Raw genomic sequence first — 26,690 nt, 5'->3', positions numbered from 1 at the left:
CAGCAGCTCAAGGCCGCCGGCACCATCGTGTGGAACGGCCCGGTGGGCGTGTTCGAGTTTGCGGCCTTCGAGAACGGTACCAAGGCCATCGCCAAGGCGATTGCCGAATCGAGCGCCTTCTCCATCGCGGGCGGCGGCGACACCCTGGCCGCGATTGCCAAGTACGGCATCGAGAAGCAGGTGGGTTACATCTCCACGGGCGGGGGCGCCTTCCTGGAGGTGCTGGAGGGCAAGACCCTGCCCGCCTTCGAGATCCTGGAGAAACGCGCCAGGGGCTGAAGCACAGGCGCAACCATGCAAAACGGCCCCGTTGGGGCCGTTTCATCTTGTTGTTTCGATGTAACTAATTTCATGTCAGAATGGAAACTAAGTTACAAAGGAGACTGATACATGACACGCCGTGAGACCAAGATTGTTGCCACCCTGGGCCCTGCTTCCAGCGACCCGGCCCTGCTCGAACAGATGATCCGCGCCGGGGTCAACATGGTCCGGCTCAACTTCAGCCACGGCAAGGCCCAGGACCATATCGACCGCGCCCGCCTGGTGCGCGAGGCCGCCAAGCGCGCCGGCCGCGAGGTGGGCATCATGGCTGACCTGCAGGGCCCCAAGATCCGGGTTGGCAAGTTTGCCGACAGCAAGGTCCAGCTCAAGACCGGCCAGAAATTCGTGCTCGACGCCACCCGCACCGAACCGGGTGACGTCAACGCCGTCGGCCTGGATTACAAGGAACTGCCGCGCGACGTCAAGGCGGGCGACGTACTCCTGCTCAACGACGGTCTGATCACCATGAAGGTGGACGCCGTCAAGGGCGAGGCCGTGCATTGCACGGTGACCATGGGCGGTGAGCTGTCCAACAACAAGGGCATCAACAAGAAGGGCGGCGGCCTGACCGCGCCGGCCCTGACCGCCAAGGACATGGAAGACATCAAGACCGCGATGAGCTTTCAAGCCGACTACGTGGCCGTGAGCTTCCCGCAGAACGCCACGGACATGGAGATGGCGCGCCAACTCTGCAACGTGGCCGCCGCCGAATACAACCACAAGCCCTATCTGATCGCCAAGATCGAGCGCGCCGAGGCGATCCCGAAGCTGGAAGAAATCCTGCGCGCCAGCGACAGCATCATGGTGGCGCGCGGCGACCTGGCCATCGAGGTGGGCAACGCCGCCGTGCCGGCACTGCAAAAGCGCATGATCAAGATGGCGCACGAGATGGACAAGACGGTGATCACCGCGACCCACATGATGGAGTCCATGATCAACAACCCCATGCCCACGCGCGCCGAGGTGAGCGACGTGGCCAATGCCGTGCTCGACGGCAGCGACGCGGTGATGACCTCGGCCGAAACCGCCGCCGGCAAGTTCCCGCTGGAGACGGTGGTCGAGATGGCCGCCATCTGCGTGGCCGCCGAAGCCGCCGAAGAGGTGAAGCTGGACGCCGACTTCAGCGGCAAGAGCTTTTCGCGCATCGACCAGTCCATCGCCATGGGCGCGCTGTTCACGGCCTACCACCTGGGCGCCAAGGCCATCGTGGCGCTGACGGATTCCGGCTCCACCGCCCTGTGGATGAGCCGCCACCGCATCCACATCCCGATCTACGCGCTCACGCCCAAGGTGGCGACGCAGCGCAAGATGACGCTGTACCGCAACGTGAGCCCGCTGCTGATGGACACCAGCGCCGACCGCGACACCGCGCTGGAGCAGGCCGAAAAGCACCTGAAAGACCGGGGCATCGTGAAAAGCGGCGATATCTACGTGATCACCTGCGGCGAGCCCATGGGCGCCCCGGGCGGCACCAATATGCTGAAGATCTGCAAGGTCAGTTAAGGCCCCCACGCTCCACCGCTGCGCGGGTCGCTGCCCCCCAAGGGGGCCCTCGCGCCTTGGGGCGGCCCGGCGGCGCTCACGCCTGATAACGTGAGCGGGTAAAATTGGCGGCAGTTACCGACCAGTTACCAACTTCCCTGGGGATATCTCATGGCACTCGTCTCGATGCGCGAGCTGCTGGACCATGCAGCAGCCAATGGCTACGGCATTCCGGCTTTTAACGTCAACAACCTGGAACAGGTCCAGGCCGTGATGGCCGCCGCCGACGAAGTCGGCGCGCCGGTCATCCTGCAGGCCAGCGCCGGCGCCCGCAAGTACGCCGGTGAGCCCTTCATCAAGCACCTGATCCAGGCGGCGATGGAGGCCTACCCTCACATCCCCCTGGTCATGCACCAGGACCACGGCACCAGCCCCAAGGTCTGTGAAGGCGCCATCGGCCTGGGCTTCGGCTCGGTCATGATGGACGGCTCGCTCAAGGAAGACGGCAAGACCCCGGCCGACTTCGCCTACAACGTGGATGTGACGCGCAAGGTCGTGGACATGGCGCACAAGGTCGGCGTGACCGTCGAAGGTGAACTCGGCTGCCTGGGCAACCTGGAAACCGGCGACGCCGGCGAGGAAGACGGCATCGGCGCCGAAGGCAAGCTGGACCACAGCCAGATGCTGACCGACCCTGAAGAGGCCGCCCAGTTCGTCAAGGCCACGCAGCTCGACGCCCTGGCGATTGCCATCGGCACCAGCCACGGCGCCTACAAGTTCAGCCGTCCGCCCACCGGCGACATCCTGGCCATCAGCCGCGTCAAGGAAATCCACAAGCGCATTCCCAACACCCACCTGGTGATGCACGGTTCCTCCTCCGTGCCGCAGGAGCTGCTGGCCATCATCAACCAGTACGGCGGCAAGATGAAGGAAACCTACGGCGTGCCCGTCAAGGAGATCCAGGAAGCCATCAAGCACGGCGTGCGCAAGATCAACATCGACACCGACATCCGCCTGGCGATGACGGGCGCGGTGCGCAAGTTCCTGGCCGAGAACCCGGACAAGTTCGACGCGCGCGAATGGCTCAAGCCCGCGCGTGAGGCGGCCAGGCTGGTCTGCAAGGCCCGTTACCTGGAGTTCGGCTGCGAAGGCCAGGGCGCCAAGATCAAGGGCCAGGGCCTGCAGGTCATGGCAGGCAAGTACGCCAAGGGCGAGCTGGCCCAGCTGGTGAACTGAGACAGCGCTCTCTTTCTTGCGATAATTGCAGGCCCGGTGCAGCAGCGCCGGGCTTTTCTTTTTCAGGCTCCACCATGACGAACGCCCTGCACACCTCTTCTCTCACCTCCCTGCCGCTGCTGGCCCGCGGCAAGGTGCGCGACAACTACGCCGTGGGCGAGGACCGCATCCTCATGGTGGCCTCCGACCGCATCAGTGCCTTCGACGTCATCATGGGCGAGCCCATCCCCGGCAAGGGCGAGCTGCTCACGCAGATGGCCCTGTTCTGGTTCGACAAGCTCGGCCACATCTGCCCCAACCACTTGACCGGTGCCGCACCCGAGAGCGTGGTGACACCGGCGGAAGTGGCGCAGGTCAAGGGACGTGCCATGCTGGTCCAGCGCCTCAAGCCCATCCCGGTGGAAGCGGTGGTGCGCGGTTACCTGGCCGGCAGCGGCTGGGCCGAGTACCAGGCCAGCCAGTCGGTCTGCGGTGTCAAGCTGCCGGCCGGCCTGAAGAACGCCAGCAAGCTGCCCGAGCCGATCTACACGCCGGCGGCCAAGGCCGAGGTCGGCGAGCACGACGAGAACATCACCTTCGAGAAGACCGTGCAGATGATCGGCCCGGAGCTGGCCGCGAAGATCCGCGACATCTCGATCGCCATCTACCAGGCGGCCAGCGAGATTGCGCTCAAGAAGGGCATCATCATCGCCGACACCAAGTTCGAGTTCGGCCTGACCAGGGACGGCAAGCTGGTGCTGATGGACGAGGTGCTCACGCCCGACTCCTCGCGCTACTGGCCCGTGGAAGGCTACAAGGAAGGCGCCAACCCGCCCAGCTACGACAAGCAGTTCCTGCGTGACTGGCTGGAGACGGCCACAGTGAATGGCCAGCCCTGGGGCAAGAAGGCGCCGGCGCCCAAACTGCCGCAAGACGTGATAGAGAAGACCGCGGCCAAGTATCGCGAAGCGCTGACGCGTCTCACGACCTGATTTCAAGATCCAGTGATCAAAAACGGCACCTGCGGGTGCCGTTTTGCATGGAGGGCTCTTCTCAGTTCAATGCCATGCTGAGCTTGCGGCGATAGGACGACACCAGCGCGGCCTGCTCGTCCTGTTCCACGCTGGCGGGGCCCGCCAATTCGATGCCACCCGCGCTCTTGCCGCTGGCTTCGGGTCCGGGGGTCTTGGGCTTCGGGGGCGTGAGCAGTTCCAGGATGCCGACAAAGGTCTTGCGCGGGGCTTCCCCGTCCCACTTCTTGTCGCGCATGATGATTTCCAGCAACTCGTCCAAGGCAGCGACCCATTCGTTGGCCACCATCAGCACGCGGGCCTTGGCGAAGCGTGCCTCGAAGTCGCGCTTGTTGGTGGCAATCAGTTCCTCGAATTTCGCCAGGGGCCATTGGCCGCGCGGGTCGGTGCTGACGAACTCCAGCGCGTTGAGCCACTGCTGCAAAGCCTCGAAGCGCAGCGGTACCGGGATCTGCGCCAGCGCCGGGGCCAGTGCGCCGGCTGCCTCGGCCAGGTGGCCGGTGCCGATCAGCAGCTTGACGTAGTCGTAGCGCAGTTCGTCGTTGGCCGGTTCGGCCTGCAGGGCCGCGGCCATGCGGGCGATGGCACTGGCGATGTCGCCCGATTCAAGCGCTTGCTGCGCCTCGTCCAGCTCCTCCGGTTCAGCCTGCAGCTGGCCTTCGCCGCCCAGGTGCTTGTCCAGGAATTCGCGCAGCTTGCCTTCGGGCAGGGCGCCCATGAAGCCGTCTACCGGCTTGCCGCCCATCATGAGCACGCAGGTCGGAATGCTGCGGATGCCGAAGGCCGCGGCCAGTTCCTGCTGCTGGTCCGAGTCGATCTTGGCCAGCACGAAGCGGCCTTCGTAGGCCGTTTCCAGCTTTTCCAGGATGGGGCCCAGCGACTTGCAGGGGCCGCACCAGGGGGCCCAGAAATCGACCAGCACGGGCACGGACATGGAGGCCTGGATGACCTCGGTTTCGAAGTTTTCGGTGGTGATATCGATCATTTGGGGCGATCCGGGACGGGAAAGTAAAATTCGGGGATGAAAACACTCATCGGCGTCGTCATGGGCTCCAGCTCCGACTGGGACACCATGCAACAGGCAGTCCAGATTCTCCACCACTTTGGCATAGGCCACGAAGCCAGGGTGGTGTCGGCGCATCGCATGCCCGACGACATGTTCGCCTATGCCGAAACGGCCGCCGCCCGCGGCCTCAAGGCCATCATCGCCGGTGCCGGCGGTGCGGCCCACCTGCCCGGCATGCTGGCCGCCAAGACCACGGTGCCCGTGCTGGGCGTGCCGGTGCCCAGCAAGCACCTGCAGGGCGCGGATTCCTTGCACAGCATCGTGCAGATGCCCAAGGGCATCCCGGTGGCCACCTTCGCCATCGGTGCTGCCGGTGCGGCCAATGCCGCGCTCTTCGCCGTGGCCATGCTGGCCAACGATGACCCGGCCCTGCGTGCCCAGCTCGATGCCTTCCGTGCCGAGCAGACTGCCACCGCGCGCGGCATGAGCCTGCCGCCCGCGATATGAGCACGCCCCCGCTCTCCGGCCGTATCCTGCCTGGCACCCTGGTGGGCGGCCAGCCCGCCACCCTGGGCGTGATGGGCGGCGGCCAGCTCGGCCGCATGTTCGTGCACGCGGCCCAACGCATGGGCTACTTCACCGCCGTGCTCGACCCCGACGCTGCCAGCCCGGCCGGCCTGGTCAGCCACCACCACATCCAGACCGCCTACCTCGACGAGCAGGGCCTGGCCCAGCTGATGCAGCGTTGTGCGGCCATCACCACCGAGTTCGAAAACGTGCCGGCGCCTGCCCTGCTGACCCTGGGCGCGCACCGCCCGGTGGCGCCCGGCGCCGACGCCGTGGCCATTGCCCAGGATCGCGCCCAGGAGAAGGCGCATTTCACGCGCTGCGGCGTGCCGGTGGCACCGAACGCGGTGATCGAAACCGCGGCGCAGCTGGCAACGGTGCCCGATGCACTCTTGCCCGGCATCCTCAAGACGGCGCGCATGGGTTACGACGGCAAGGGCCAGATGCGCGTCAAGACACGCGCCGAGCTGGCCGCCGCCTGGGACGAGCTCAAGCACGTGCCCTGCGTACTGGAAAAGATGCTGCCGCTGGCGGCAGAGTGCTCGGTCATCGTCGCGCGCGGCTGGGACGGCCAGATCGTCAACTTTCCCGTGCAGCGCAACCTGCACCGCGAGGGCATCCTGGCGGTGACCGAGGTGTTTGAAGGCAATGTGCCGCCCGCGCTGGCGACCCAGGCCATCGCCGCGACAAAATCGATCGCCGAGGGCTTGCGTTATGTGGGCGTGCTCTGCGTGGAGTTCTTCATCCTGCAGGACGGCTCGCTGGTGGTCAACGAAATGGCCCCGCGCCCGCACAACAGCGGCCACTACAGCATCGACGCCTGCGACCACTCCCAGTTCGACCTGCAGGTGCGCACCCTGGCCGGCCTGCCCCTGGTGCAGCCGCGCCTGCACAGCCCCAGCATCATGCTCAACCTGCTGGGCGACGTCTGGGCTGCGCACGGCGGCAACCCGCCCTGGGACCAGGTGCTGGCCCTGCCCGGCACGCATCTGCACCTCTACGGCAAGCTCGACGCCAAGCCAGGCCGCAAGATGGGCCACCTCAACATCACCGGCCCCACCTTGGAGGAGGTGCGTGCCACCGCACTCGCGGCGGCCACGATCCTGGGCATCGAGCCCTTCTGAGCAGGGGCGCAGCGTGATCCTCGACGGACGGGATCCGGCCTCGGTCAGCGCCGCGGCGCAGGCCTTGCGCGCCGGTGAGCTGGTCGGCCTGCCGACCGAGACCGTCTACGGCCTGGGGGCCGACGCCGCCAGCGATGCCGCCGTGGCGAAGATCTTCACCGCCAAGGGCCGGCCCAGCGACCACCCGCTGATCGTGCACGTGGCCGACGCCAGCGGTGTGGACCACTTCGCGCGCGAAGTGCCGGCCTTCGCTCACAAACTCATGCAGGCCTTCTGGCCCGGCCCGCTCACGCTGATCCTGCCGCGCCGTCCCGGGGTGGGCGCGGCGGCTGCCGGCGGTCAGGGCTCGATCGGCCTGCGCTGCCCCGCGCACCCCGTGGCGCATGCCCTGCTGCTGGCTGCCCGCGCGCTGGGCGTGCACGGCGTGGCCGCGCCCAGCGCCAACCAGTTCGGTCGCGTCAGCCCGACCACGGCGGCGCACGTGCAGGGCGAGTTTGGTGACAGCTTGCTCGTTCTCGACGGCGGTGCCTGCTCCGTGGGCATCGAATCCACCATCATCGATTGCACGCGCGGTGTCCCCGTGCTCTTGCGTCCGGGTCGCATCACACGTGAACAGGTGCAGGCGGCCTGCGGCCTGCGCCTGCTGGACAAGGAGGATGTCGCCTCGCCCGCGCCGCGCGCCTCCGGCACGCTGGAAGCCCATTACGCACCGAATGCCAAGCTGCGCCTGATGGACGGCCGCGCGCTGCAGACGGCGCTGGACGTGCTGGGCAAGGATTTCGACGGTGCCACCATCGCTGTCTATGCGCGCAGCCTGTTGCGCGTGCCTTCCGCGAAAGTGCTGTACCGGCGCATGCCGGACGATGCGGACGCCGCCGCGCAGCAGCTGTTTGCCGTGCTGCGTGACTTCGATGCACAGCGTGCCCATCTCATCTGGGTCGAGACGCCGCCCGGGACACCGGACTGGGAAGGCGTGAGCGACCGCCTGCAGCGCGCCGCCGCCAGCTGAAACAGGCCACACCCGGGACGGGTTCCGTGGCACAGTCGGCCGTGACGCCGCAGGCACCGCTGGCGCACGGGGGGCCGAAACATGAAGCTGAAATCCATCCGCCGACTCGGACCGGGTCTGATCACCGGCGCGGCTGACGACGATCCCAGCGGCATTGCCACCTACTCACAGGCTGGCGCCCAGTTCGGTTTCGCCATGCTGTGGACGGTCGTCTTCACCCTGCCAGTGATGGTGGCGATCCAGATGGTCAGCGCACGCATCGGCCACGTGACGGGGCGCGGCCTGACGACCAATATCAAGCGCAGCTTTCCCCGTGCGGTCCTGCTGGCCATCGTTGGCATGCTGGTGCTGGCCAACACCTTGAACCTGGCCGCCGACATCGCCGCCATGGCCGAGGCCCTGCGCCTGTTGCTGGGCGGCTCGGCGCACCTCTATGCGGTAGGTTTCGGCCTGCTCTGCCTGTTGCTGCAGGTGGTCCTGAGTTATGCCGCCTACGTACGCTGGCTCAAGTGGCTGACGCTGACGCTCTTGTCCTACGTGGCCGTGGTCTTCACCCTGCACATCGATTGGTGGCTGGTGGCGCAGCAGATCGTCTGGCCGCAGCTGCCGGGCTCGAAAGAAACACTGCTTACCATCGTGGCGGTCTTCGGCACCACCATCAGCCCCTACCTGTTCTTCTGGCAGGCCGCCCAGGAGATGGAGGATGTGAATGTGGGGCCCGGCCAGCCGCATACACCACAACAGGTGCGCAGCCACCTGCGTCGCATCAAGTGGGACACGCTGGTGGGCATGGCCTTTTCCAACCTCATTGCGTTTTTCATCATCCTGAGTGCGGGGGCGACCCTCCATCTGGCCGGGGTACGCGATGTCCAGACCTCGGCCCAGGCGGCCGAGGCTTTGCGCCCGCTGGCGGGTGAGCTGACCTTTCTGCTCTTCAGCCTGGGCATCATCGGCACGGGCATGCTGGCCGTTCCCGTGCTGGCGGGTTCGGCGGCCTATGCCGTTGCGGAAGCCGCGGGCTGGGAGGGCAGCCTGAGCCTGAGGCTGGACAAGGGTGAGGGGCTGGGCTTCTATGGTGTGGTGGCCGTCGCCACACTCGGTGGGGTTGCCCTGTGTTTCACGCCGATCGACCCGGTCAAGGCGCTGTTTGGTGTGGCGGTGCTCAATGGGGTGATTGCCGTGCCCATCATGGGGGTCATGATGCTGCTGGCCTCGCGCCCGGGTGTCATGGGCGAGCACGTGATCAGCCGGCGCCTGCGCATTCTGGGCTGGCTGGCGACCCTGGCCATGGGCGGCACGGTGGTCGCCATGCTGGCCATGCTCTGAGCGTCGTCAGCTGTCCCGGTGGTAGCGCAGCTTCATCACCAGGATCGCCAGGGCCAGGGCCAGCGTGACGGCGTTGGCCACCACGATGGGCCAGGCCGACAGCAGCAGGCCGTAGACCAGCCACAGGGCCACACCCACGGTGAACATGCTGTACATGCCCAGCGAGATGCCGCTGACGTCGCGCGTGCGGAAGGTGTGCAAGGCCTGGGGCAGGAAGCTCAGGGTGGTCAGGCTGGCGGCGATGCAGCCGATGAGGTCGTTCATGTGCGGGCTGCCGGTGGATCCAGGTGCTGTCGGTTCATTTCTTCCGGCCCGGTGCCGGCTGCTGCGCCGCCCATTCGACCAGGGCTTCCATGGCCGGACGGGCGGACCCGGCGTTGGGGTGGTTCACCATGGCGACCAGCACATAACGCCGGCCGCCGGCGGCGTGCACGATGCCGGCGATGGAGGCCACATCCCGCAGGCTGCCGGTCTTGAGGTGGGCGCTGCCGTTGGCGCGCCAACGGCTCGGTCGCAGCGTGCCGTCCTGGCCGCTGATGGGCAGGGAGCTCATGAGTTCGGGCATCAACGGCGAGGCCCAGGCGTACTGCAGCAGGCGCGCCAGCGCGCCGGCCGTCATGCGGTCCTCGCGCGAGAGGCCCGAGCCGTTGGCGATCTGCGGCACTTCGTCGGCGCCAAAGCGCTGGCGCCACCATTCACGCAGCAGTTCACGCGAACCCGTCAGGGTGCCGCGCCCCTGCTGCTGCAGGCTCAGCGTGAGGAAGAGCTGCTGCGTCATCACGTTGTTGCTGTACTTGTTGATGTCGCGCACCACCTCGGCCAGCGGTGGCGATTCCAGCGCGAAGGCTGGCGCCAGGCCTTCGGGCACGGCGCCGTAGCGCACCTTGCCCTGCAACTGGCCGCCGATGGCGCGCCACATGCCCTCGATGGCGCGCACGCCGTAGCTGGCCGGGTCCGCATAGGCCAGGGGCCAGACCTTTTCATTGCAGGCCGCCGGGTAACGTCCGGCAAAGCGCGGCAAGGCCGGATCGGAGAAGTCGGCGCGCAGCGCGCCGCGGTAGTCGTTGCATTCGGTTTCGCGCAGCGGCACGTGGCTGGGCCATGTCACGCCGGCCAGTGGCGGTTCGACGTACACGTGCGCGGCGTTGGCGCCACGGTCGGGCACGAAGGTCAGAAGCACCGATTTGAAGTTCAGCAGCAGCGCATCAGGCGCCGCGTTGTAGGGCCGCAGCGGTTCGCCATCGAATTCGGCGGGGTCATGTGGCACGGTTTCGAAGGCGTTGCGGTCGAGCACGATGTCGCCCGCGATGTTGCGGATGTCCAGGCCCTGCACGCGGCGCAGCAGCAGCCACAGGCGTTCGACCACGAGCTTGGGGTCGCCCTGGCCCTGGATGTAGACGTTGCCGTAGAGCGTGCCCTCGCGCGCCGTGCCTTCCACATAGACCGGGGTGCGCCAGTTCCAGCTGGGCCCCAGGGTTTCCAGGGCCGCCAGGGTGGTCACCAGCTTCATCACCGAGGCCGGGTTCATCGGCGCGCCGGCACGGTGGCTGAGCAGCGGCCGCCCATCGCCCCCGGCTTCCTCGACCACCACACCCATGGCCTCGGCCGGCACCTTGGCGCGTGCCAGCGCCTTGACGACGCTGGGGGGCAGGGCGGTTTCCCGGGCCTGGGCGGAGCCGCCGTGCAGGAGCAGCAGGCTGGCGAGCAAGGGCAGGAACGAAGCGCGCAAGGTCGACATGGCAACGAGTCTAACGCCGGCCACCGATAATGCAGGCATGCATTTTCTCAAGGGCCTGTCCCCGCGCACCCTCGGCATCGCGGCGGCGGTCATCACCGTCGGCATCTGGACGGCCTTCATCGTCATCGCCCGCGCCTCGGCCCAGGGTTCGCTCGGTCCCTTCGATATAGCCTTGGCGCGCATCATCGGTGCCAGTGCCGTGTTGCTGCCCCTGGGCTGGTGGCTGGTGCGGCGCGACCGCGCGCAGGGGCTGGCCACGGCCTCGTCCTTCTTCGGTCTCTCGCCCCTGGCGCTGCGTGTGACGGCACTGTGCGGCGTGTTCGGCGGTTTTGCTTACGCGTTGCTGGCGTATGCGGGGTTCTTCTACGCCCCGGCAGCACATGCCTCGGTGCTGATGCCCGGCAGCCTGCCGTTGTGGACCACGCTGCTGGCGGCACTGATGCTGGGCACGCCCATCCTGCCGGCGCGCATCATCGGCCTGGCCTGCATCGTGGGCGGCGACCTGCTGGTCGGTGGCGCCAGCCTGCTGCGTGCCTTCGAGGGCGGCGAGGTCTGGAAGGGCGACCTGCTCTTCATGAGTGCGGCCCTGAGCTGGTCGGCCTACAGCGTGCTGGCGCGCCGCCACGGGCTGGACGCCGTGCGTGCCACGACGGCGGTCACCGTGTTCGCGCTGTTCAGCTATCTGCCTTTTTATCTGCTGCTGCAGGGCCTGGGCGCCATCGAAAGCCGGCTGTTCACTGCGCCGCTGGGTGAGCTGCTGTTCCAGGTGCTCTTCCAGGGCGTGGGTTCGGTGGTGATCTCGGGCATCACCTTCGTACGCATGATCCAGTACTTCGGCCCGGTGCGCTCCACCATGATCACGGCCCTGGTGCCCGGCCTCTCGGCGCTGGGCGCTGTCATCTTCCTGGGCGAGCCGCTGCACGCCAACCTCCTGGCCGGCCTGGTGCTGGTGACGGTGGGCATCACCTTCGGGGTCCGCAAGCAAACATGAAACTGCTCGCCTTCGACACCAGCACCGAGCTGATCTCCCTCGCCGTCACGCGCCTCGTCGATGGCGCGCCACGCGTCTGGTTGCATACCGGCGCCGGGGGTGCGCAGGCCTCCAGCGCGCTGATCCCGGCCATCGAGACCCTGATGGCCGAGGCCGGACTGAGGTTCGAGGAACTCGACGCCATCGCCTTCGGCCGCGGGCCGGGCTCCTTCACCGGCCTGCGCACGGCGTGCGCCGTGGCGCAGGGCCTGGGTTTCGGCGCCCAGGTGCCGTTGCTGCCGGTCGACACGCTGCTGGCGGTGGCCGAGGAGGCGCGCGCGCAGCAGGCACCACAGCAGCAAAACCTGCGCCTGCTGGCCCTGCTCGACGCCCGCATGGGCGAACTCTATGCCGCACGCTATGCCTACGCCGCGGGCCGCTGGCAACAGCAGGCCGATTTCAGCCTGCTCAAGCCCGAGCAGCTGGCGCTGGGCGATGCCCAGGCCCTGGCCGGCAATGTGTTTGCCGAGTACGGCGAGCGCCTGTCGCTGCCGCCCGACTTGCCCTGCTGGCAGGCCCTGCCCACGGCAGCGGCCATGTTGCGGCTGGCGCCGGCCTTGTTGGCCGCGGGCAACGCCGTGGCCGCGGCCGACGCCCTGCCGCGCTACATCCGCGATAAAGTAGCCCAGACCACCCAGGAGCGCGCCGCCGCCAAGGCGGCAAGCGATACGCGATGAGTGCTGTTCTCGAACCTGTCGAAGCCCGCCTTGAGCCGCTCGATGCCACGCTGCTCGAACAGCTGTTGCCGATCGAGCAGCGCGCCTACCCGCACCCCTGGACCCGCGGCAACTTCATGGACGCGCTGCGCTCGGGTTACCACGCCCGCGTCCTGCTGGCCGGTGGGGAACTGCTGGGGTATTACGTGGCCATGCAGGGCGTGGACGAGGTGCACCTGCTCAACATCACGGTGGCGCCCGAGTACCAGCGCCAGGGTTGGGGGCGTGTCATGCTCGACGCCCTGGCCCTGTGGGCACGCGGCCTGGGTGCGCAATGGTTGTGGCTGGAGGTGCGCGTGAGCAACACGCGTGCCATCGCCATCTACGAATCGCACGGCTACCGCCGCGTTGGCCTGCGCAAGGCCTACTACCCTGCCGGCCATGGCCAGCGCGAGGATGCGGTGGTCATGAGCCTGCGTCTGTAAGATTCGTTCATGAGTCTGCAACTGGATGCGCGTCAACGCGCCATGCTGGAGGAAATGGGAGTGAGGGTCTTCAGCCCCTCACTCCCATCCATGGGCGAATTGGAGGATGCCCCCCCCAGCCCCCCTCGAGGGGGGGAGGCCGCCGTGCCGGCGGCCCGCGTGGCCGTGGCGCGCCCGGCCACGGTGACCACGTCGGCTGCAGCTCGGCCTTCTGTCTCCTCCGCTCGCGCTATGCCTGCCGAGATTGCCGCCATGGACTGGGATGCCTTGCGACAGGCCGTCGCCGGCTGCCAGGCGTGCGGGCTGTGCCATAGCCGCAAGAACACGGTGTTCGGTGTCGGCGACAGGCAGGCCCGCTGGCTGGTGGTCGGTGAAGCCCCGGGCGAGAACGAGGACCTCCAGGGCGAGCCCTTTGTCGGCCAGGCCGGCCAGCTGCTGGACAATATGCTCAAGGCGGTGGGCCTGAACCGCAAGGGAAGCGGCGAGCAGGCCGTCTACATCGCCAATGTGCTCAAGTGCCGCCCGCCGGCCAACCGCAACCCGCAGCCTGAAGAAGTGTTGCAGTGCGAGCCCTACCTGCGTCGCCAGGTGGCGCTGCTGCAACCGCAGATCATCCTGGCGCTGGGCCGTTTTGCCGCCCAGTCGCTGTTGCAGCACAGCGTGCCGGACGTGGCCACGATGCCGCTGGGCAAGCTGCGCGGCCAGGTGCACCGTTACGAAGGCGTGCCCGTCATCGTGAGCTACCACCCGGCCTACCTGCTGCGCACGCCGCAGGACAAGGCCAGGACCTGGGCCGACCTGTGCCTGGCCCTGGACGTGATGCGTGCCGGCACACCGGCCTGAATTGTGAAAATGGGAGAACCTGCATGAAAGACAAACTGATACGCCTGCTGCTCACCTTCCTGGCCATCCTGGTCCTGCTGGTCATCGGTTGGGTCTGGATTGCGCTGCAATGGAGCTATGCCGACGGTGAGCGCGCCGGCTACGTGCAGAAGTTCTCGAACAAGGGCTGGCTCTGCAAGACCTGGGAAGGCGAGATCGCCATGGTGACCATGCCGGGTGCCATTCCCGACAAGTTCGAGTTCACGGTGCGTGACGATACCGTGGCGCAGCAGATCAATGCCCTGGCGGGCAAGCGCGTGGTGCTGCATTACCGCCAGCACAAGTTCATCCCCACCACCTGTTTCGGCGAGACCGAGTATTTCGTCGATGGCGCGCGCGAGATGCAGGACAGCGCCGCGCCGGTGCCGCCGCCTGTCTCCCAGCAGGGCCAGCTGAGCGCGCCGCGCTGAGAGGCGCGGGCGCGGGGCATGTGACGCGCTGAGTGGGCTGCTCGAACACCGCTGGAGCACGGAAGCCATGTACGAGTCCAAAAAGGAAGCGCCCCTGCCGCATGCCGGTTTTGTCCAGCGGCTCCTGCTGCACCTCGCGCTGGTGCTGGGCCTGCTGTCGCTTTCCTTGCTGGTCGGCATGACCGGCTATGTGTATTTCGAGCAACTCCACTGGCTGGACGCCTTCCTCAACGCCGCCATGCTGCTGGGAGGCATGGGCCCCGTCCATCTGCCGGTAACGGCCGGGGGCAAGCTTTTCGCGGGTTGTTATGCGCTGTATGCTGGCCTGGTGTTCATCGCCGTCGCAGCGTTGATGTTCGCGCCGGTACTGCATCGCGTGCTGCACAAGTTTCACTGGGAATAAATTCACAACAGAGGAGACAGACATGACGGACAAAGGTTTTCCGGGACTCGGGCGCTGGTTGGCGCTGCTCTTGTTGACCCTGGCCGCGCCGCTTTGGGCGGCCGACTACCCGGCGCCCAAGTCGGGCAGCTGGGTCATCAAGAACTTCCGCTTCAATACCGGCGAGGTGATGCCGGAGCTCAAGGTGAACTACCACACGGTGGGTGAGCCCACGGGCGAGCCGGTGCTGATCCTGCATGGCACCGGCGGTTCCGGGCGGGGCCTGCTCAGCCCGGGTTTTGCCGGCGAGCTGTTCGGGCCCGGGCAGCCGCTTGATGCGGCACGCCACTACATCATCCTCCCGGATGCCATCGGCGCCGGCGGCTCGTCCAAGCCTTCGGACGGCCTGCGCATGGCTTTCCCGAAATACAACTACGAGGACATGGTGCGGGCCCAGCATGCGCTGGTGACCGAGCATCTCGGGATCAAGCAGCTCAAGCTGGTGCTGGGCAACTCCATGGGGGGCATGCACACCTGGCTGTGGGGCGTCATGTACCCGGATGCCATGCGCAACCTGGTGCCCATGGCCTCGATGCCCGTGGAGGTGGCCGGGCGCAACTGGATGACACGCCGCATGCTGATGGAGGTGATCAAGCTCGACCCCGAATGGAACAACGGCAACTACACGCGCCAGCCGCGCGGGCTGCAGGTCGCGCAGCTGTATTTCAGCGTGGCCACGCTGGGGGGCAACCAGGGCCTGCACCAGATCGCACCGACGCGCGAGAAGGCCGACCAGTACATCACCGACCAGCTGGCCAAGGGCTCAGCGAGCGATGCCAACGACATCCTCTACCAGTTCGATGCCCTGCGCGACTACAACCCGGCGCCCCGGCTGGAAGCCATCCGCGCCCGTCTGCTGGCCATCAATGCCGCCGACGACGAGCGCAACCCGCCCGAACTCGGCATCATGGAGCGCGAACTCAAGCGCGTGAAGAGCGGCAGTCTCTATCTCATCCCTGCCAGCCCCAACACCCGCGGCCATGGCACCACCGGTCAGGCCAAATGGTGGACGGCCCAGTTGCAGGCCTGGCTCGCTCAGGATGCCGCACGACGTTGAAACGCCCACCGAGGCCCGGCTGTTCCTGGCCCTGGTGCCCGGGGGGGCGGTCCGGGCCGAGCTGAGTGCGCACACCCAGGCCTGGCGCTGGAACGACGGGGCCCAACGCTACGCCCCACCCGACTGGCACGTGACCCTGCATTTCATCGGCCCGGTGCCGCGCACCCGCGTGGACGCCTTGCGGGCCGGGCTGTCCCAGCCCTTCACCTCCTTCGAATTGCGTTTTGGCGAGCCTGTGTTGTGGCCGCATGGGCTGGCGGTGCTCTTGCCGATGGCCACGCCGCCCGCCTTGCAGTTGCTGCATGACCACCTGGGCGCGCAACTGCGCCGGCTGGGTTTGCGCACCGATGAGCGCCCCTACCGGCCGCACCTCACCCTGGCGCGTCGCGCCGAGCAGGCCGTGCCGCCGGCGCCGCCGGCCTGGGGCTGGAGGGTGCGGGAGTATGTGCTGATGGAGTCGACCGGCCGGCCCGAGGCGCGCTACCGTGTGCTGCAGCGTTTTTTTGATGAGCGCGGTCAAGACGAGGGCGCGACGGCTTGAAGCACAATCCTTGTCCAGGAACGCCCCATCAACCCGCAACCGCCATGACCAACAAGACTGCCGACGCCCCGCTGTCCATCGAGCTCTATGACGAGCCCGGTCACCTGATCCGCCGTGCCCAGCAGATTGCCGTTTCCAAGTTTCACGAGGTGCATGGTCGCCACGTCACGCCCATCCAGTACGCCATCCTGCGCACCCTGCACGAGACCCCAGGCATCGACCAGGTCACGCTGGCGCAGCTGATCGCGCTGGACACTTCCACCACGGCCGACATCGCCGCGCGGCTGGAGACCAAGGGCTGGATCCTGCGCGAGGTGCTGCCGCGCCGCCAGCGTCGCCTGTCCCTGACCCCGGAAGGTGAAGAGGTGCTGCTGGAGCTCAAGCCCGGCGTGGACGTGCTCTACCACGGCATGATGAGCAGCCTGGAGTCGGCCGAGCAGAAGGAGTTCATGCGCCTGCTGCGCAAGTTCGTGCACCTGCACGACAGCCAGAACCCGGCCGAGGTTCGCAAACTGCGCCTCGCGTCCAAGGCCTGAGGGCGCCGGCGCCCGGCCGCTGGTCGGAAACCCCCGCCAGATCAGGGTAAGTCCGGATTTTTCGGGTTTGACAGGAGGGGGTCATTCAGTACAATGAATGACATTCAGTATGCGGAATGATCGAATCCGTCCCGTTTCAACCCTCACAAGGAGCCCGCCATGTTTCCCAAGAACACCTGGTACGTCGCCGCCACCCCCAACGAGATCGACGAAAAGCCCCTGGGCCGCACGATCTGCGGCGAGCGCATCGCCTTCTACCGCGGCGAGGAGAACAAGGTTGCGGCCGTGCAGGACTTCTGCCCCCATCGCGGCGCGCCCCTGTCCCTGGGTTATGTGAGCGAGGGCAAGCTGGTCTGCGGCTACCACGGCCTGGAAATGGGCTGTCAAGGCAAGACCATTTCCATGCCCGGGCAGCGTGTGGGTGGTTTCCCGGCCATCAAGGCCTATCCAGTGGTCGAGCGCTACGGCTTCATCTGGGTCTGGCCCGGTGAGCCGGCACTGGCCGACGAGAGCAAGATACCCGTGCTCGAGTGGTACGACCATCCCGAGTGGGCCTACGGTGGCGGCCTGTACCACATCGCCTGCGACTACCGCCTGATGGTCGACAACCTGATGGACCTCACGCACGAGACCTATGTGCACAGCACATCCATCGGCCAGAAGGAAATCGACGAGACGCCTTGCAAGACCGTGGTCGAGGGCGACATGGTCGTCACCAGCCGCTACATGAGCGGCATCCTGCCCCCGCCCTTCTGGAAGGCCGCACTGCGCAGCAACAACCTGGCCGACGACGTGCCGGTGGACCGCTGGCAGATCTGTCGCTTCACGCCGCCCAGCAACGTGATGATCGAAGTGGGCGTGGCCCACCAGGGCCACGGAGGATACGACGCGCCCAGCGACAAGAAGGTCTACAGCGTGGTGGTGGACTTCATCACGCCCGAGACCGAGACTTCGATCCACTACTTCTGGGGCATGGCGCGCAAGTTCAACCCGAAGGACAAGGCGCTGACCGCCACCATCCGCGAAGGCCAGGGCAAGATCTTTGCCGAGGACCTGGAGATGCTGGAGCGCCAGCAGCAGAATCTGCTGACCTATCCGGACAAGAAGCTGCTCATGCTCAACATCGATGCCGGTGGCGTACAGTCGCGCAAGATCATCGATCGCATCGTCGCGGCCGAGCAGGCGGAGACGGCTGCCGCCACGAACTGAGGACCTGGCATGAGTTCTGACCTGCAAGTGCGCGTAGCCCGCAAGGCCCAGGAAGCACTGGACATCGTCACGCTGGAACTGGTGTCGGCGGACGGTCGCGCGCTGCCGGCCTTCTCGGCCGGCTCGCACGTCGACGTGCAGCTGCCCGGCGGCATCACGCGGCAGTACTCGCTGTGCAACGACCCCCAGGAAACCCACCGTTACCTCATCGGCGTGCTGCGCGACCCGGCCACGCGTGGCGGCTCGGCAGCCGTGCACGACAGCGTGAAGGAAGGCGATCTGCTGCAGATCAGCGCGCCGAAAAACCACTTCCCGCTGGCACACGATGCGAAGCAACACCTGTTGCTGGCCGGCGGCATCGGCGTCACGCCCATCCTTTGCATGGCCGAGCGCCTGGCCATCACGGGTGCGGCTTTCGAGATGCACTACGCCACGCGCGCGCCCGAGCGCACGGCCTTCCGTGCCCGCATCGCGGCCTCCAGTTTCGCGGACCGCGTGCACTTCCACCACGACAACGGCGATGTCGCGCAGAAGCTGGACCTGAAAGCGCTGCTGGCCAGCCCCCAGGCCGGCACACACCTTTACGTCTGCGGCCCCAAGGGCTACATGGACGCGGTGCTGGGCACGGCGCGCGCCGCCGGCTGGCCCGAGAGCCAGCTGCACTACGAGTTCTTCGGCGCGGAAGTGACGAAGTCCGACAGCGACGCCGGCTTCGAGATCAAGCTGGCCAGTTCCGGTCGCGTCATCATGGTGCCCAAGGACCAGACCGTCACCCAGGCGCTGGCCGCGGCCGGCGTGGAGGTCATGGTGTCCTGCGAGCAGGGCGTGTGCGGCACCTGCCTGACGCGCGTGCTGGAGGGCGTGCCTGACCACAAGGACAGCTACCTGACACCGCAAGAGCAGGCGGCCAACGACCAGTTCACGCCCTGCTGCTCGCGGTCCAAGACGCCGTTACTGGTGCTCGATCTCTGAGCCGGACTTGAGGAAGGGGACCGTTCGGGCCCCTTCTTACAATAGGGCCATGACTTTCCTCGACATGCTGCGTGCCGCCGAGCGGCAGAACGATTCCATGCTCTGCGTCGGCCTGGACCCGGAACCGGCGAAGTTTCCCGCCGCCATCAAGGGCGATGCCAGCAAGATCTACGACTTCTGCGCCGCCATCGTTGAGGCCACGGCGGATCTGGTGATCGCCTGGAAGCCGCAGATCGCCTACTTCGCCGCGCACCGTGCCGAAGACCAGTTGGAAAAACTCGTGGCCCATATGCGTCGCGTGTCGCCGCAGGTGCCGGTGATCCTGGACGCCAAGCGCGGAGACATCGGCAGCACGGCCGAGCAGTACGCGAAGGAAGCTTTCGAGCGCTACGGCGCCGACGCCGTGACCCTCTCGCCCTTCATGGGCTTTGACTCCATCCAGCCCTACCTCAAGTACCACGGCAAGGGCGCCTTCCTGCTCTGCCGCACCTCCAACCCCGGCGGTGACGATCTGCAGGCCCAACGCCTGGCCGGCGTGCCGGGAGAACCCCTGCTCTACGAACACATTGCCCGCCTGGCCCAGGGCCCCTGGAACACGAATGGCCAGCTGGGCCTGGTGGTGGGGGCTACCTACCCGGTCGAGATCGAGCGTGTGCGGGCCGTGGCCCCCACCGTGCCCTTGCTGATCCCGGGCGTGGGCGCGCAGGGCGGTGACGCCGCAGCGACGGTCAAGGCCGGCTGGCGCGCCAGTGGTGGCGAGACCACGGCACCGATCGTCGTCAACTCTTCGCGCGCGGTGCTCTACGCCTCGCAGGGCCCGGACTACGCGGCTGCGGCACGCCAGGTGGCCCGGCAGACGCGCGACCAGCTGCAGGCGGCACGCGGTGCCTGAAACAAAATGTAGAGCCTCGGCGCCGGACACGGCCTGGAGGCACAATCAAGCGCATGTTTTTGCAGCTTTGCCTGCGCAGGAGTGTGGATCATGATGAAAATCCTCAAGCAAATGCCGATGTACGCCGTGATCGGCTCCATGGCCCTCGGCGGCTGTTCCGTGGTGGCCGAGGCCCCGGGTGCCGGTGGGCCGGGGCGTGACAAGGACCGCTACGAGCGGCGCGACGACCGCAACGATGACCGCCGGGACAGCCGCCGCGACGACAGGCATGACCGGCGGGACGATCGACGTGATGATCGCAGGGACGACTACCGTGATGGCCGGCGCGGTGACCGCGATGACGACCGCCGCGGTGGTTCGAACGTGCAGATCAACATAGGCGGCTACTTCGGCGAGCGCCAGCGCGCCTCGGTCTACGAGGTCTACGGCCAGCCCTCGCGTGCCAACTGCCCACCCGGCCTGGCCAAGAAGAACAACGGCTGCCAGCCGCCCGGACAGGCCAAGAAGTGGAAGATGGGCCAGCCCCTGCCGCGTGACGTGAGCTACCGCCCCGTCGAGGCCGACATCCGCGTGCGCCTGGGCACGCCGCCGGCCGGCCATGAGTTCGTGCGCGTGGCGCAGGACATCCTGCTGATCGCCGTGGGCACCAGCATCGTCATCGACGCCATCGAAGACCTGCAGCGATAGCCGCCGGCTCTACAGCAGGGGCAGGAGATAACGCCCGGTATGGCTGGCCGGGTTGGCGGCCAGTTCCTCGGGCGTGCCCATGCCCACCACGGTGCCGCCGCCGGCGCCGCCCTCGGGGCCCATGTCGATCAGCCAGTCGGCTGTCTTGATGACGTCCAGGTTGTGTTCGATCACGACAATGGTGTTGCCGGCATCGCGCAACTGGTGCAAAACCCTTAGCAGCAGGTCGATGTCGGCAAAGTGCAGGCCCGTGGTCGGCTCGTCCAGGATGTAGAGCGTGCGCCCCGTGTCGCGCTTGGAGAGTTCCAGCGCGAGCTTGACGCGTTGCGCCTCGCCGCCCGAGAGCGTGGTGGCCGACTGGCCCAGCTTCACATAGGACAGGCCCACGTCCAACAAGGTCTGCAGCTTGCGCGCGATGGCCGGCACCGCCTTGAAGAAGGCATAGGCTGCCTCCACCGTCAGGTCCAGCACCTGGGCGATGTTCTTGCCCTTGTAAAGCACCTCCAGCGTCTCGCGGTTGTAGCGCGCACCATTGCACACATCGCAGGGCACGTAGACGTCGGGCAGGAAGTGCATCTCCACCTTGACCATGCCATCGCCCTGGCAGGCCTCGCAGCGGCCGCCGGCCACGTTGAAACTGAAACGACCCGGGCCGTAACCACGTTCGCGCGCCATCGGCACCTCGGCCATGAGGTCGCGGATGGCGGTGAACAGGCCGGTGTAGGTGGCCGGGTTGGAGCGCGGGGTACGGCCGATCGGCGACTGGTCGACGTTGATGACCTTGTCGAAATGCTCGATGCCCTCGATCTCCCTGACCGGGGCCGGCTCATCGTGCGCGCGGTAGAGCTGGCGCGCCACGGCCTTGTACAGGGTGTCGTTGACCAGGGTGGACTTGCCCGAGCCCGAGACCCCGGTGACGCAGGTGAACAGGCCCACCGGCACGTCCACGCTGACGTTTTTCAGGTTGTTGCCGGTCGCGCCGATGATCTGCAGGCGCTGGAGTTCGGTGCGGTCCTTGCCCTTTTGGGCAGCCTTCGGTGTTGTATCAGCAGGCTCACCGCGCAGGGGCAGCCAGGGCGTGCGGCGCTTGGGCAGCGGAATCTTCAAGGTGCCCGCCAGGTACTGCCCCGTCAGCGAATCCGGGTGGGCCTTGACCTCGTCGTAAGTGCCCTGGGCCACCACCTGGCCGCCGTGGACACCGGCGCCCGGGCCCATGTCGATCAGGTGGTCGGCCGCGCGCATCATGTCCTCGTCGTGCTCCACCACCAGCACGCTGTTGCCGATGTCGCGCAGGTGCCGCAGCGTCTCGATCAGGCGGTCGTTGTCGCGCTGGTGCAGGCCGATGCTGGGTTCGTCCAGCACGTACATCACGCCGGTCAGGCCGCTGCCGATCTGGCTGGCCAGGCGGATGCGCTGGGCTTCGCCGCCCGAGAGTGTCTCGGCGCTGCGGTCCAGGCTCAGGTAGTTCAGGCCCACGTCATTGAGGAACTTCAGACGCAGGCGGATCTCGCGCACCACCTTGTCGGCGATGCCGGCCTTGGCGCCGTGCAGCTGCAGCTGTTCGAAGTAGTCGAAGCATTCGCGCAGCGTCAGGTGGCTGACGTCGAAGATGGCGCGCGCCTGTGGGCCTTCACCGAGCTTCACGTGGCGCGCTTCGGGGCGCAGGCGCGTGCCCGCGCAGGCCGGGCAGGGCTGGGTGCCGCGCAGCCGGGCGAGGTCCTCGCGCACCAGGGCCGAGTCCGTCTCGCGGTAGCGCCGCGTCATGTTGGGGATGATGCCCTCGAAGGGGTGGGTCTTGCTGACCTTGCGGCCCTTGCTTGCGCCCGAATCCATCACATAGCTGAACTTGATCTCTTCCTCGCCCGAGCCGTGCAGGATGATCTCCTGCAGCGGCAGGGGCAATTCCTCGAAGGGGTCCTCCAGCTTGAATTTGTAGTGTTTGGCCAGGCTCTCCAGCATGGCGTAGTAATAGGCATTGCGCCGGTCCCAGCCCTTGATGGCGCCGCCGGCCAGGCTCAAGGACGGGAAAGCCACCACCCGTGCCGGGTCGAAGAACTCCTGCTGGCCGATGCCGTCGCAGCTGGGGCAGGCCCCCTGCGGCGAGTTGAAGGAGAACAGGCGCGGCTCCAGCTCGCTGATCGAGTAATGGCACAGCGGGCAGGCGTAACGTGCGTTGAACATGTGCTCGGTGCCCCGGTCCGTCTCCAGCGCAATCGCGCGGCCCTGGGCGATGCGCAGCGCGGCCTCGAAGCTCTCGGCCAGGCGCTGGCGCAGGGCGGCGTGTTCGGGCTCGTCGGCGCCGCGCACCTTGAGGCGGTCGATCACCACGTCGACATCGTGTTTCTCGGTCTTCTTGAGCGTCGGCAGCTCGTCGAAGTTGAGGGCCTGGCCATCGATGCGAAAGCGCACGTAGCCCTGGGCCTGCATGTCCTCGAAGACCTCGGCGAATTCACCCTTCTTCTGGCGCGCCAGCGGCGCCAGGATCATGAGGCGCGTATCGGCCGGCAGCGCCAGCACGGCGTCCACCATCTGGCTCACGGTCTGCGCCTGCAGCGGCAGCTTGTGGTCGGGGCAGTGGGGCGTGCCGGCGCGCGCGTAGAGCAGGCGCAGGTAGTCGTGGATCTCGGTCACCGTGCCCACCGTGGAGCGGGGGTTGTGGCTGGTGGCCTTCTGTTCGATGGAAATCGCCGGCGACAGGCCCTCGATCAGGTCCACGTCGGGTTTGTCCATCAGCTGCAGGAACTGGCGCGCGTAGGTCGAGAGGCTTTCTACGTAACGGCGCTGGCCCTCGGCATACAGCGTGTCGAAGGCCAGGCTGGACTTGCCCGAACCCGAGAGGCCCGTGATCACCACCAGCTGGTTGCGCGGGATGTCCAGGTCGATGTTCTTGAGGTTGTGGGTGCGCGCCCCGCGGATGTGCATGGCCTGCTGCTGCAGGGCGTGGGCCAGGTAACGGCCGGAGACTTCTTCGGCGAGAACGGGGGGGCGCTGGCCTTCAGGGGTGGAGTTCAAGGGCGGCCTATGGGCAAAACCATCCATGATAGAGAATTCCGGGCGGCCTGACACCCGGCCGGCCGGATCGGGGACAATACAGGTCCTGCCCGCCCCTGCGCGGGCCTTCTCAATTCCGGTGCCCGCTTTCCCGTGTCCTCCTCCGTCGCTACGCCTGCCGCCAGCCCCGATGCCTACGCCATGACCGCGCGCGAGCGGCGGGCCAGTGCTTCGCTGGCTGCCATCTTCGCCCTGCGCATGCTGGGCCTGTTCCTGGTGCTGCCGGTTTTCGCGCTGGAAGCGGCGCGCTACCCGGGTGGCGACGATCCGGTACTGATCGGTCTGGCCATGGGCATCTACGGCCTGACCCAGGGCCTCCTGCAGATCCCCTTCGGCATGGCCTCTGACCGGCTGGGCCGCAAGCGCGTCATCATCGCCGGCCTGCTGGTTTTTGCCCTGGGCAGTTTCGTGGCCGCCCTGGCCGGCAGCCTGACCTGGCTCATCATCGGCCGTTCCCTGCAGGGCGCCGGTGCCGTTTCCGCCGCCGTCACCGCGCTGCTGGCCGACCAGACCCGCGACGAGGTGCGCACCAAGGCCATGGCCCTGGTGGGCGCCAGTATCGGCCTGATGTTCGCGCTCTCCCTCGTGCTGGCCCCGCTGCTGGCCACCTACATCGGCCTGGCCGGCCTGTTCACGCTCACGGGCTCGCTGGCCCTGGCCGGCGTGGCCGTGGTGATCTGGTGGGTGCCCACCGAGCCCCTGCAGCACAAGAACCAGCCGCGCGGCAAGCTCTCCGAAGTGCTCACGCACGCCGGCCTCTTGCGCCTGGACGCCGGTGTCTTCATCCTGCACGCCGCGCAGCTGGCCATGTGGGTGGCCATTCCCGCCCTGCTGGTGCAGGCGGGCCTGCCCCCGGCGCAGCACTGGTGGGTCTATCTGCCGGCCGTGTTGGCCTCTTTTGTGGTCATGGGCGCCACCCTGTTCCCGCTGGAACGCCGCGGTTATCTGCGCGCCGTGTTCCTGGGTGCGATTGGCCTGATTGCCCTGGTCCAGCTGGGCCTGCTGTGGGCGGCGAATACGCCGCACATCGCCTGGCTGGCCTTCATGCTCTTCCTGTTCTTCTGCGGCTTCAACGTGCTCGAAGCCAGTCAGCCCAGCCTGGCCTCGCGTGTGGCCCCGCCGCACGCGCGCGGCGCGGCCCTGGGGGTCTACAACACCCTGCAGTCCCTGGGTTTCTTTGCCGGCGGTGCGGCCGGCGGCTGGCTGGTCAAGACCCAGGGTGCGCCGGCGCTTTTCATCGCCTGCGCGGTCGGCATGGGCCTGTGGCTGCTGCTGGCCTGGCCCATGGTGGCGCCCGGTCGTAAAGGCCCATAATTCACAAATATCTGGAGGAATTCCCCATGGCATCCGTCAACAAAGTCATCCTCGTCGGCAACTGCGGCCGCGACCCCGAAATCCGCTACTTGCCCTCGGGCCAGGCCGTGGCCAACGTCAGCGTGGCCACTTCCAGCCGCCGCAAGGACAAGAATTCCGGCGAGATGATCGAAGACACCCAGTGGCATCGCGTCACCTTCTATGACCGCCTGGCCGAAATCGCCGGCGAGTACCTCAAGAAGGGCCGCCCGGTCTACGTTGAAGGCCGCCTGAAGTACGGCAAGTTCACCAACAAGGACGGCGTTGAGCAGAACACCTGCGACATCATCGCCACCGAAATGCAGCTGCTCGGCGGCCGCGAAGGCTCGGGCGGCCCGGCGGACGACGACGGCGGTGGCGCCCCGCGCCGCAGCGCACCCCCGGCCTCGCGCCCGGCACCCAGCGCCGCCCCGCGCCCGCAGGCGCCGGCCAAGTCGGCCAGCGGCTTCGAGGACATGGACGACGACATTCCGTTCTGAGCTCCCAGGGAGACCTCCCCGGCCCGAAACCCCGCTCACCGCAAGGTCGGCGGGGTTTTTTGTCGCCGGATCTTGTACTCCTGGGGGTATGCTGATATACTACCGCCAGTATATGGAGAGTCCCATGAAATCGATCCACACCATCGCCTTTGTCGTGTCCCTGGCCGTTCTGGCCGGCGCCCCCGGTCTGGCCCAGGGCGGCGTCACCGTGCCGACGGTCCAGATCGGGGCGCGTGCCGTGTCCACGGGCTATGAGATCGACGGCGTGATCGAGCCGGTCAAGCAGAGCGTGGTCTCGGCCCAGGCCTCGGGGCGGGTCGTCAGGCTGCTGGTCAAGATGGGCGATCGCGTCAAGGCGGGCCAACTGCTGGCCACCATCGACGACCAGGAAAGTGCGGTGGGCTTGCAGCGCAGCGCCGCCCAGGTGGCCCAGAGCGCGGCCGAACTGCGCAACGCCCGGGTCAACTTCGAGCGCACGCGGGACCTGCGCGCCCAGGGCTTTGTGAGCCAGGCTGCGCTGGACGTGGCCGAGACCCAGTACCAGGCGGCCCAGGCGGGCAATGCCCAGGCCTCGGCCGGCGCGCGCCAGTCAGCGCTGTCGCAGGGCTACACGCGTGTCACGGCCCCTTATGACGGCTGGGTGCTGCAGACCCATGTCGAAGCCGGCGACCTGGCGGTGCCGGGCAAGCCCATCGTGACGGTCTACGCGCCGCTGCCGCTGCGCGCCGTGGTGCAGGTGCCGGCCTCGCTGGCCGACAGCACCCGCGCGGCGAAGGAAGTGCTGGTGCAGTTGGGTGAGGCCAACGGCGAATCGAAGTGGGTCGCGCCGGTCAAGCGCAGCGCCATGCCGGCGGCCGATCCCGTGTCGCAGACCGTGGTGTGGCGCCTGGACCTCTCGCCCCAGGCGGCGCAGAATCTGCTGCCGGGCCAGCAGGTCCGCGTGCGTTTCGTCGGAGGCCAGGCCAACCGCACCGTGGTGCCGGCCGCCGCAGTGCTGCGTCGCGGCGAGCTGACGGCCGTGTACGTCGCGTCCGACAAGGGTTTTGTCCTGCGCGCCGTGCGCCTGGGTGCCGACCATGGCGCCGAGGGTGTGGAGATCGTGGCCGGCCTGGCCGCTGGTGAGCGTGTGGCGCTGGACCCGGTCAAGGCCGGCCTGTCCGGTGCCGTCGCCGCCCAACCTTGAGGACAG

The 26,690-nt window shown here is 67.4% G+C and carries 28 protein-coding genes; 24 read left to right on the top strand and 4 right to left on the bottom strand.

Going from position 1 to position 26,690, the window contains the following annotated elements; all coding sequences use genetic code 11:
• The 4 genes from pgk to AC1RRP_RS16215 form a co-directional block, all read left to right on the top strand.
• Positions 1 to 279 (top strand): phosphoglycerate kinase (gene pgk / locus AC1RRP_RS16230; RefSeq protein WP_493033402.1); only part of this gene is annotated, 279 nt, incomplete at its 5' end.
• Between the two features lie 111 nt (positions 280 to 390).
• Entirely contained in the window at positions 391 to 1,824 is a 1,434-nt protein-coding gene (pyk, locus tag AC1RRP_RS16225; protein ID WP_493037985.1) for a pyruvate kinase, read from the top strand.
• A gap of 150 nt (positions 1,825 to 1,974) precedes the next feature.
• The gene (gene fba / locus AC1RRP_RS16220; protein WP_493037983.1) at positions 1,975 to 3,039 is read left to right on the top strand and encodes a class II fructose-bisphosphate aldolase; all 1,065 of its coding nucleotides are present in this window, start codon (positions 1,975 to 1,977) and stop codon (positions 3,037 to 3,039) included.
• Positions 3,040 to 3,113: 74 nt separating this feature from the next.
• On the top strand, positions 3,114 to 4,010 hold the full coding sequence (locus AC1RRP_RS16215) for a phosphoribosylaminoimidazolesuccinocarboxamide synthase (protein WP_493037981.1): 897 nt from the start codon (positions 3,114 to 3,116) through the stop codon (positions 4,008 to 4,010).
• A gap of 61 nt (positions 4,011 to 4,071) precedes the next feature.
• On the opposite strand, the gene trxA is transcribed toward AC1RRP_RS16215, so the two are convergent.
• Positions 4,072 to 5,034: a thioredoxin gene (gene trxA, locus AC1RRP_RS16210; protein ID WP_493037979.1), complete on the bottom strand. Its 963-nt coding sequence runs from the start codon at positions 5,032 to 5,034 to the stop codon at positions 4,072 to 4,074.
• 36 nt (positions 5,035 to 5,070) lie between these two features.
• Between trxA and purE the strand changes: the two genes are divergently transcribed.
• The 4 genes from purE (at position 5,071) to AC1RRP_RS16190 (ending at position 9,081) form a co-directional block, all read left to right on the top strand.
• Positions 5,071 to 5,562: a 5-(carboxyamino)imidazole ribonucleotide mutase gene (gene purE / locus AC1RRP_RS16205; protein WP_493037977.1), complete on the top strand. Its 492-nt coding sequence runs from the start codon at positions 5,071 to 5,073 to the stop codon at positions 5,560 to 5,562.
• Positions 5,559 to 6,746 carry a 5-(carboxyamino)imidazole ribonucleotide synthase gene (locus AC1RRP_RS16200; protein WP_493037975.1) on the top strand — a complete coding sequence of 396 codons (1,188 nt, stop codon included), beginning with the start codon at positions 5,559 to 5,561 and terminating at the stop codon, positions 6,744 to 6,746. The genes purE and AC1RRP_RS16200 overlap by 4 nt, the downstream gene beginning before the upstream one ends.
• 13 nt (positions 6,747 to 6,759) lie before the next feature.
• A complete protein-coding gene (locus AC1RRP_RS16195) occupies positions 6,760 to 7,755 on the top strand; it encodes an L-threonylcarbamoyladenylate synthase (RefSeq protein ID WP_493037973.1) in 996 nt (331 codons plus the stop codon).
• Between the two features lie 81 nt (positions 7,756 to 7,836).
• Positions 7,837 to 9,081: an Nramp family divalent metal transporter gene (locus AC1RRP_RS16190; RefSeq protein WP_493037971.1), complete on the top strand. Its 1,245-nt coding sequence runs from the start codon at positions 7,837 to 7,839 to the stop codon at positions 9,079 to 9,081.
• 6 nt (positions 9,082 to 9,087) lie between these two features.
• Here the strand turns inward: AC1RRP_RS16190 and AC1RRP_RS16185 are convergent, their stop codons facing one another.
• Complete coding sequence (locus AC1RRP_RS16185; protein WP_493037969.1) at positions 9,088 to 9,345, bottom strand: SemiSWEET transporter; 258 nt, start codon at positions 9,343 to 9,345, stop codon at positions 9,088 to 9,090.
• A gap of 34 nt (positions 9,346 to 9,379) precedes the next feature.
• Positions 9,380 to 10,819, bottom strand: a complete 1,440-nt coding sequence (gene dacB, locus AC1RRP_RS16180) for a D-alanyl-D-alanine carboxypeptidase/D-alanyl-D-alanine endopeptidase (RefSeq protein ID WP_493037967.1) — start codon at positions 10,817 to 10,819, stop codon at positions 9,380 to 9,382.
• 37 nt (positions 10,820 to 10,856) lie between these two features.
• Between dacB and AC1RRP_RS16175 the strand changes: the two genes are divergently transcribed.
• The 13 genes from AC1RRP_RS16175 to AC1RRP_RS16115 all read left to right on the top strand — a co-directional run bounded on the left by AC1RRP_RS16175 (position 10,857) and on the right by AC1RRP_RS16115 (position 20,618).
• Entirely contained in the window at positions 10,857 to 11,810 is a 954-nt protein-coding gene (locus AC1RRP_RS16175; RefSeq protein WP_493037965.1) for a DMT family transporter, read from the top strand.
• Positions 11,807 to 12,526, top strand: coding sequence for a tRNA (adenosine(37)-N6)-threonylcarbamoyltransferase complex dimerization subunit type 1 TsaB (tsaB, locus tag AC1RRP_RS16170; RefSeq protein ID WP_493037963.1), 720 nt, complete (start codon positions 11,807 to 11,809; stop codon positions 12,524 to 12,526). Before AC1RRP_RS16175 ends, tsaB begins: the two co-directional genes overlap by 4 nt.
• Entirely contained in the window at positions 12,523 to 12,990 is a 468-nt protein-coding gene (rimI, locus tag AC1RRP_RS16165) for a ribosomal protein S18-alanine N-acetyltransferase (RefSeq protein ID WP_493037961.1), read from the top strand. Before tsaB ends, rimI begins: the two co-directional genes overlap by 4 nt.
• Before the next feature lie 9 nt (positions 12,991 to 12,999).
• Positions 13,000 to 13,833, top strand: coding sequence for a uracil-DNA glycosylase (locus tag AC1RRP_RS16160; protein WP_493037959.1), 834 nt, complete (start codon positions 13,000 to 13,002; stop codon positions 13,831 to 13,833).
• Positions 13,834 to 13,856: 23 nt separating this feature from the next.
• Entirely contained in the window at positions 13,857 to 14,282 is a 426-nt protein-coding gene (locus AC1RRP_RS16155; protein ID WP_493037958.1) for a DUF8785 domain-containing protein, read from the top strand.
• A 67-nt stretch (positions 14,283 to 14,349) separates the two neighbouring features.
• Positions 14,350 to 14,685, top strand: a complete 336-nt coding sequence (locus AC1RRP_RS16150) for a two pore domain potassium channel family protein (RefSeq protein WP_493037956.1) — start codon at positions 14,350 to 14,352, stop codon at positions 14,683 to 14,685.
• 22 nt (positions 14,686 to 14,707) lie between these two features.
• Complete coding sequence (locus tag AC1RRP_RS16145) at positions 14,708 to 15,781, top strand: alpha/beta fold hydrolase (RefSeq protein ID WP_493037954.1); 1,074 nt, start codon at positions 14,708 to 14,710, stop codon at positions 15,779 to 15,781.
• Entirely contained in the window at positions 15,765 to 16,322 is a 558-nt protein-coding gene (thpR, locus tag AC1RRP_RS16140; RefSeq protein ID WP_493037952.1) for an RNA 2',3'-cyclic phosphodiesterase, read from the top strand. The genes AC1RRP_RS16145 and thpR overlap by 17 nt, the downstream gene beginning before the upstream one ends.
• Positions 16,323 to 16,366: 44 nt before the next feature.
• Positions 16,367 to 16,858 carry a MarR family winged helix-turn-helix transcriptional regulator gene (locus tag AC1RRP_RS16135; RefSeq protein ID WP_057674425.1) on the top strand — a complete coding sequence of 164 codons (492 nt, stop codon included), beginning with the start codon at positions 16,367 to 16,369 and terminating at the stop codon, positions 16,856 to 16,858.
• A gap of 159 nt (positions 16,859 to 17,017) precedes the next feature.
• Positions 17,018 to 18,067 carry an aromatic ring-hydroxylating dioxygenase subunit alpha gene (locus AC1RRP_RS16130; protein ID WP_493037949.1) on the top strand — a complete coding sequence of 350 codons (1,050 nt, stop codon included), beginning with the start codon at positions 17,018 to 17,020 and terminating at the stop codon, positions 18,065 to 18,067.
• Positions 18,068 to 18,076: 9 nt separating this feature from the next.
• Positions 18,077 to 19,039 (top strand): PDR/VanB family oxidoreductase, encoded by a 963-nt coding sequence (locus AC1RRP_RS16125; protein WP_493037947.1) that lies wholly within the window; start codon positions 18,077 to 18,079, stop codon positions 19,037 to 19,039.
• A 49-nt stretch (positions 19,040 to 19,088) separates the two neighbouring features.
• The gene (gene pyrF, locus AC1RRP_RS16120) at positions 19,089 to 19,931 is read left to right on the top strand and encodes an orotidine-5'-phosphate decarboxylase (RefSeq protein ID WP_493037945.1); all 843 of its coding nucleotides are present in this window, start codon (positions 19,089 to 19,091) and stop codon (positions 19,929 to 19,931) included.
• Positions 19,932 to 20,021: 90 nt separating this feature from the next.
• Positions 20,022 to 20,618, top strand: a complete 597-nt coding sequence (locus AC1RRP_RS16115; protein ID WP_493037943.1) for a hypothetical protein — start codon at positions 20,022 to 20,024, stop codon at positions 20,616 to 20,618.
• 9 nt (positions 20,619 to 20,627) lie between these two features.
• Here AC1RRP_RS16115 and uvrA read toward each other — a convergent pair whose 3' ends face one another.
• Positions 20,628 to 23,657 (bottom strand): excinuclease ABC subunit UvrA, encoded by a 3,030-nt coding sequence (gene uvrA, locus AC1RRP_RS16110; protein WP_493037941.1) that lies wholly within the window; start codon positions 23,655 to 23,657, stop codon positions 20,628 to 20,630.
• Positions 23,658 to 23,810: 153 nt separating this feature from the next.
• Between uvrA and AC1RRP_RS16105 the strand changes: the two genes are divergently transcribed.
• The 3 genes from AC1RRP_RS16105 to AC1RRP_RS16095 all read left to right on the top strand — a co-directional run bounded on the left by AC1RRP_RS16105 (position 23,811) and on the right by AC1RRP_RS16095 (position 26,684).
• A complete protein-coding gene (locus AC1RRP_RS16105; RefSeq protein WP_493037995.1) occupies positions 23,811 to 24,983 on the top strand; it encodes an MFS transporter in 1,173 nt (390 codons plus the stop codon).
• A gap of 26 nt (positions 24,984 to 25,009) precedes the next feature.
• Positions 25,010 to 25,501 carry a single-stranded DNA-binding protein gene (ssb, locus tag AC1RRP_RS16100; protein ID WP_493037939.1) on the top strand — a complete coding sequence of 164 codons (492 nt, stop codon included), beginning with the start codon at positions 25,010 to 25,012 and terminating at the stop codon, positions 25,499 to 25,501.
• A 124-nt stretch (positions 25,502 to 25,625) separates the two neighbouring features.
• Positions 25,626 to 26,684 carry an efflux RND transporter periplasmic adaptor subunit gene (locus tag AC1RRP_RS16095; protein ID WP_493037937.1) on the top strand — a complete coding sequence of 353 codons (1,059 nt, stop codon included), beginning with the start codon at positions 25,626 to 25,628 and terminating at the stop codon, positions 26,682 to 26,684.
• Positions 26,685 to 26,690: the final 6 nt, after the last annotated feature.

It is taken from the genome of Hylemonella sp. GW821-FHT12C09 (assembly GCF_058807395.1).
The sequence above is the reverse complement of the archived record's forward strand: the minus strand, read 5'-3'. Positions and strand labels throughout refer to the sequence as shown.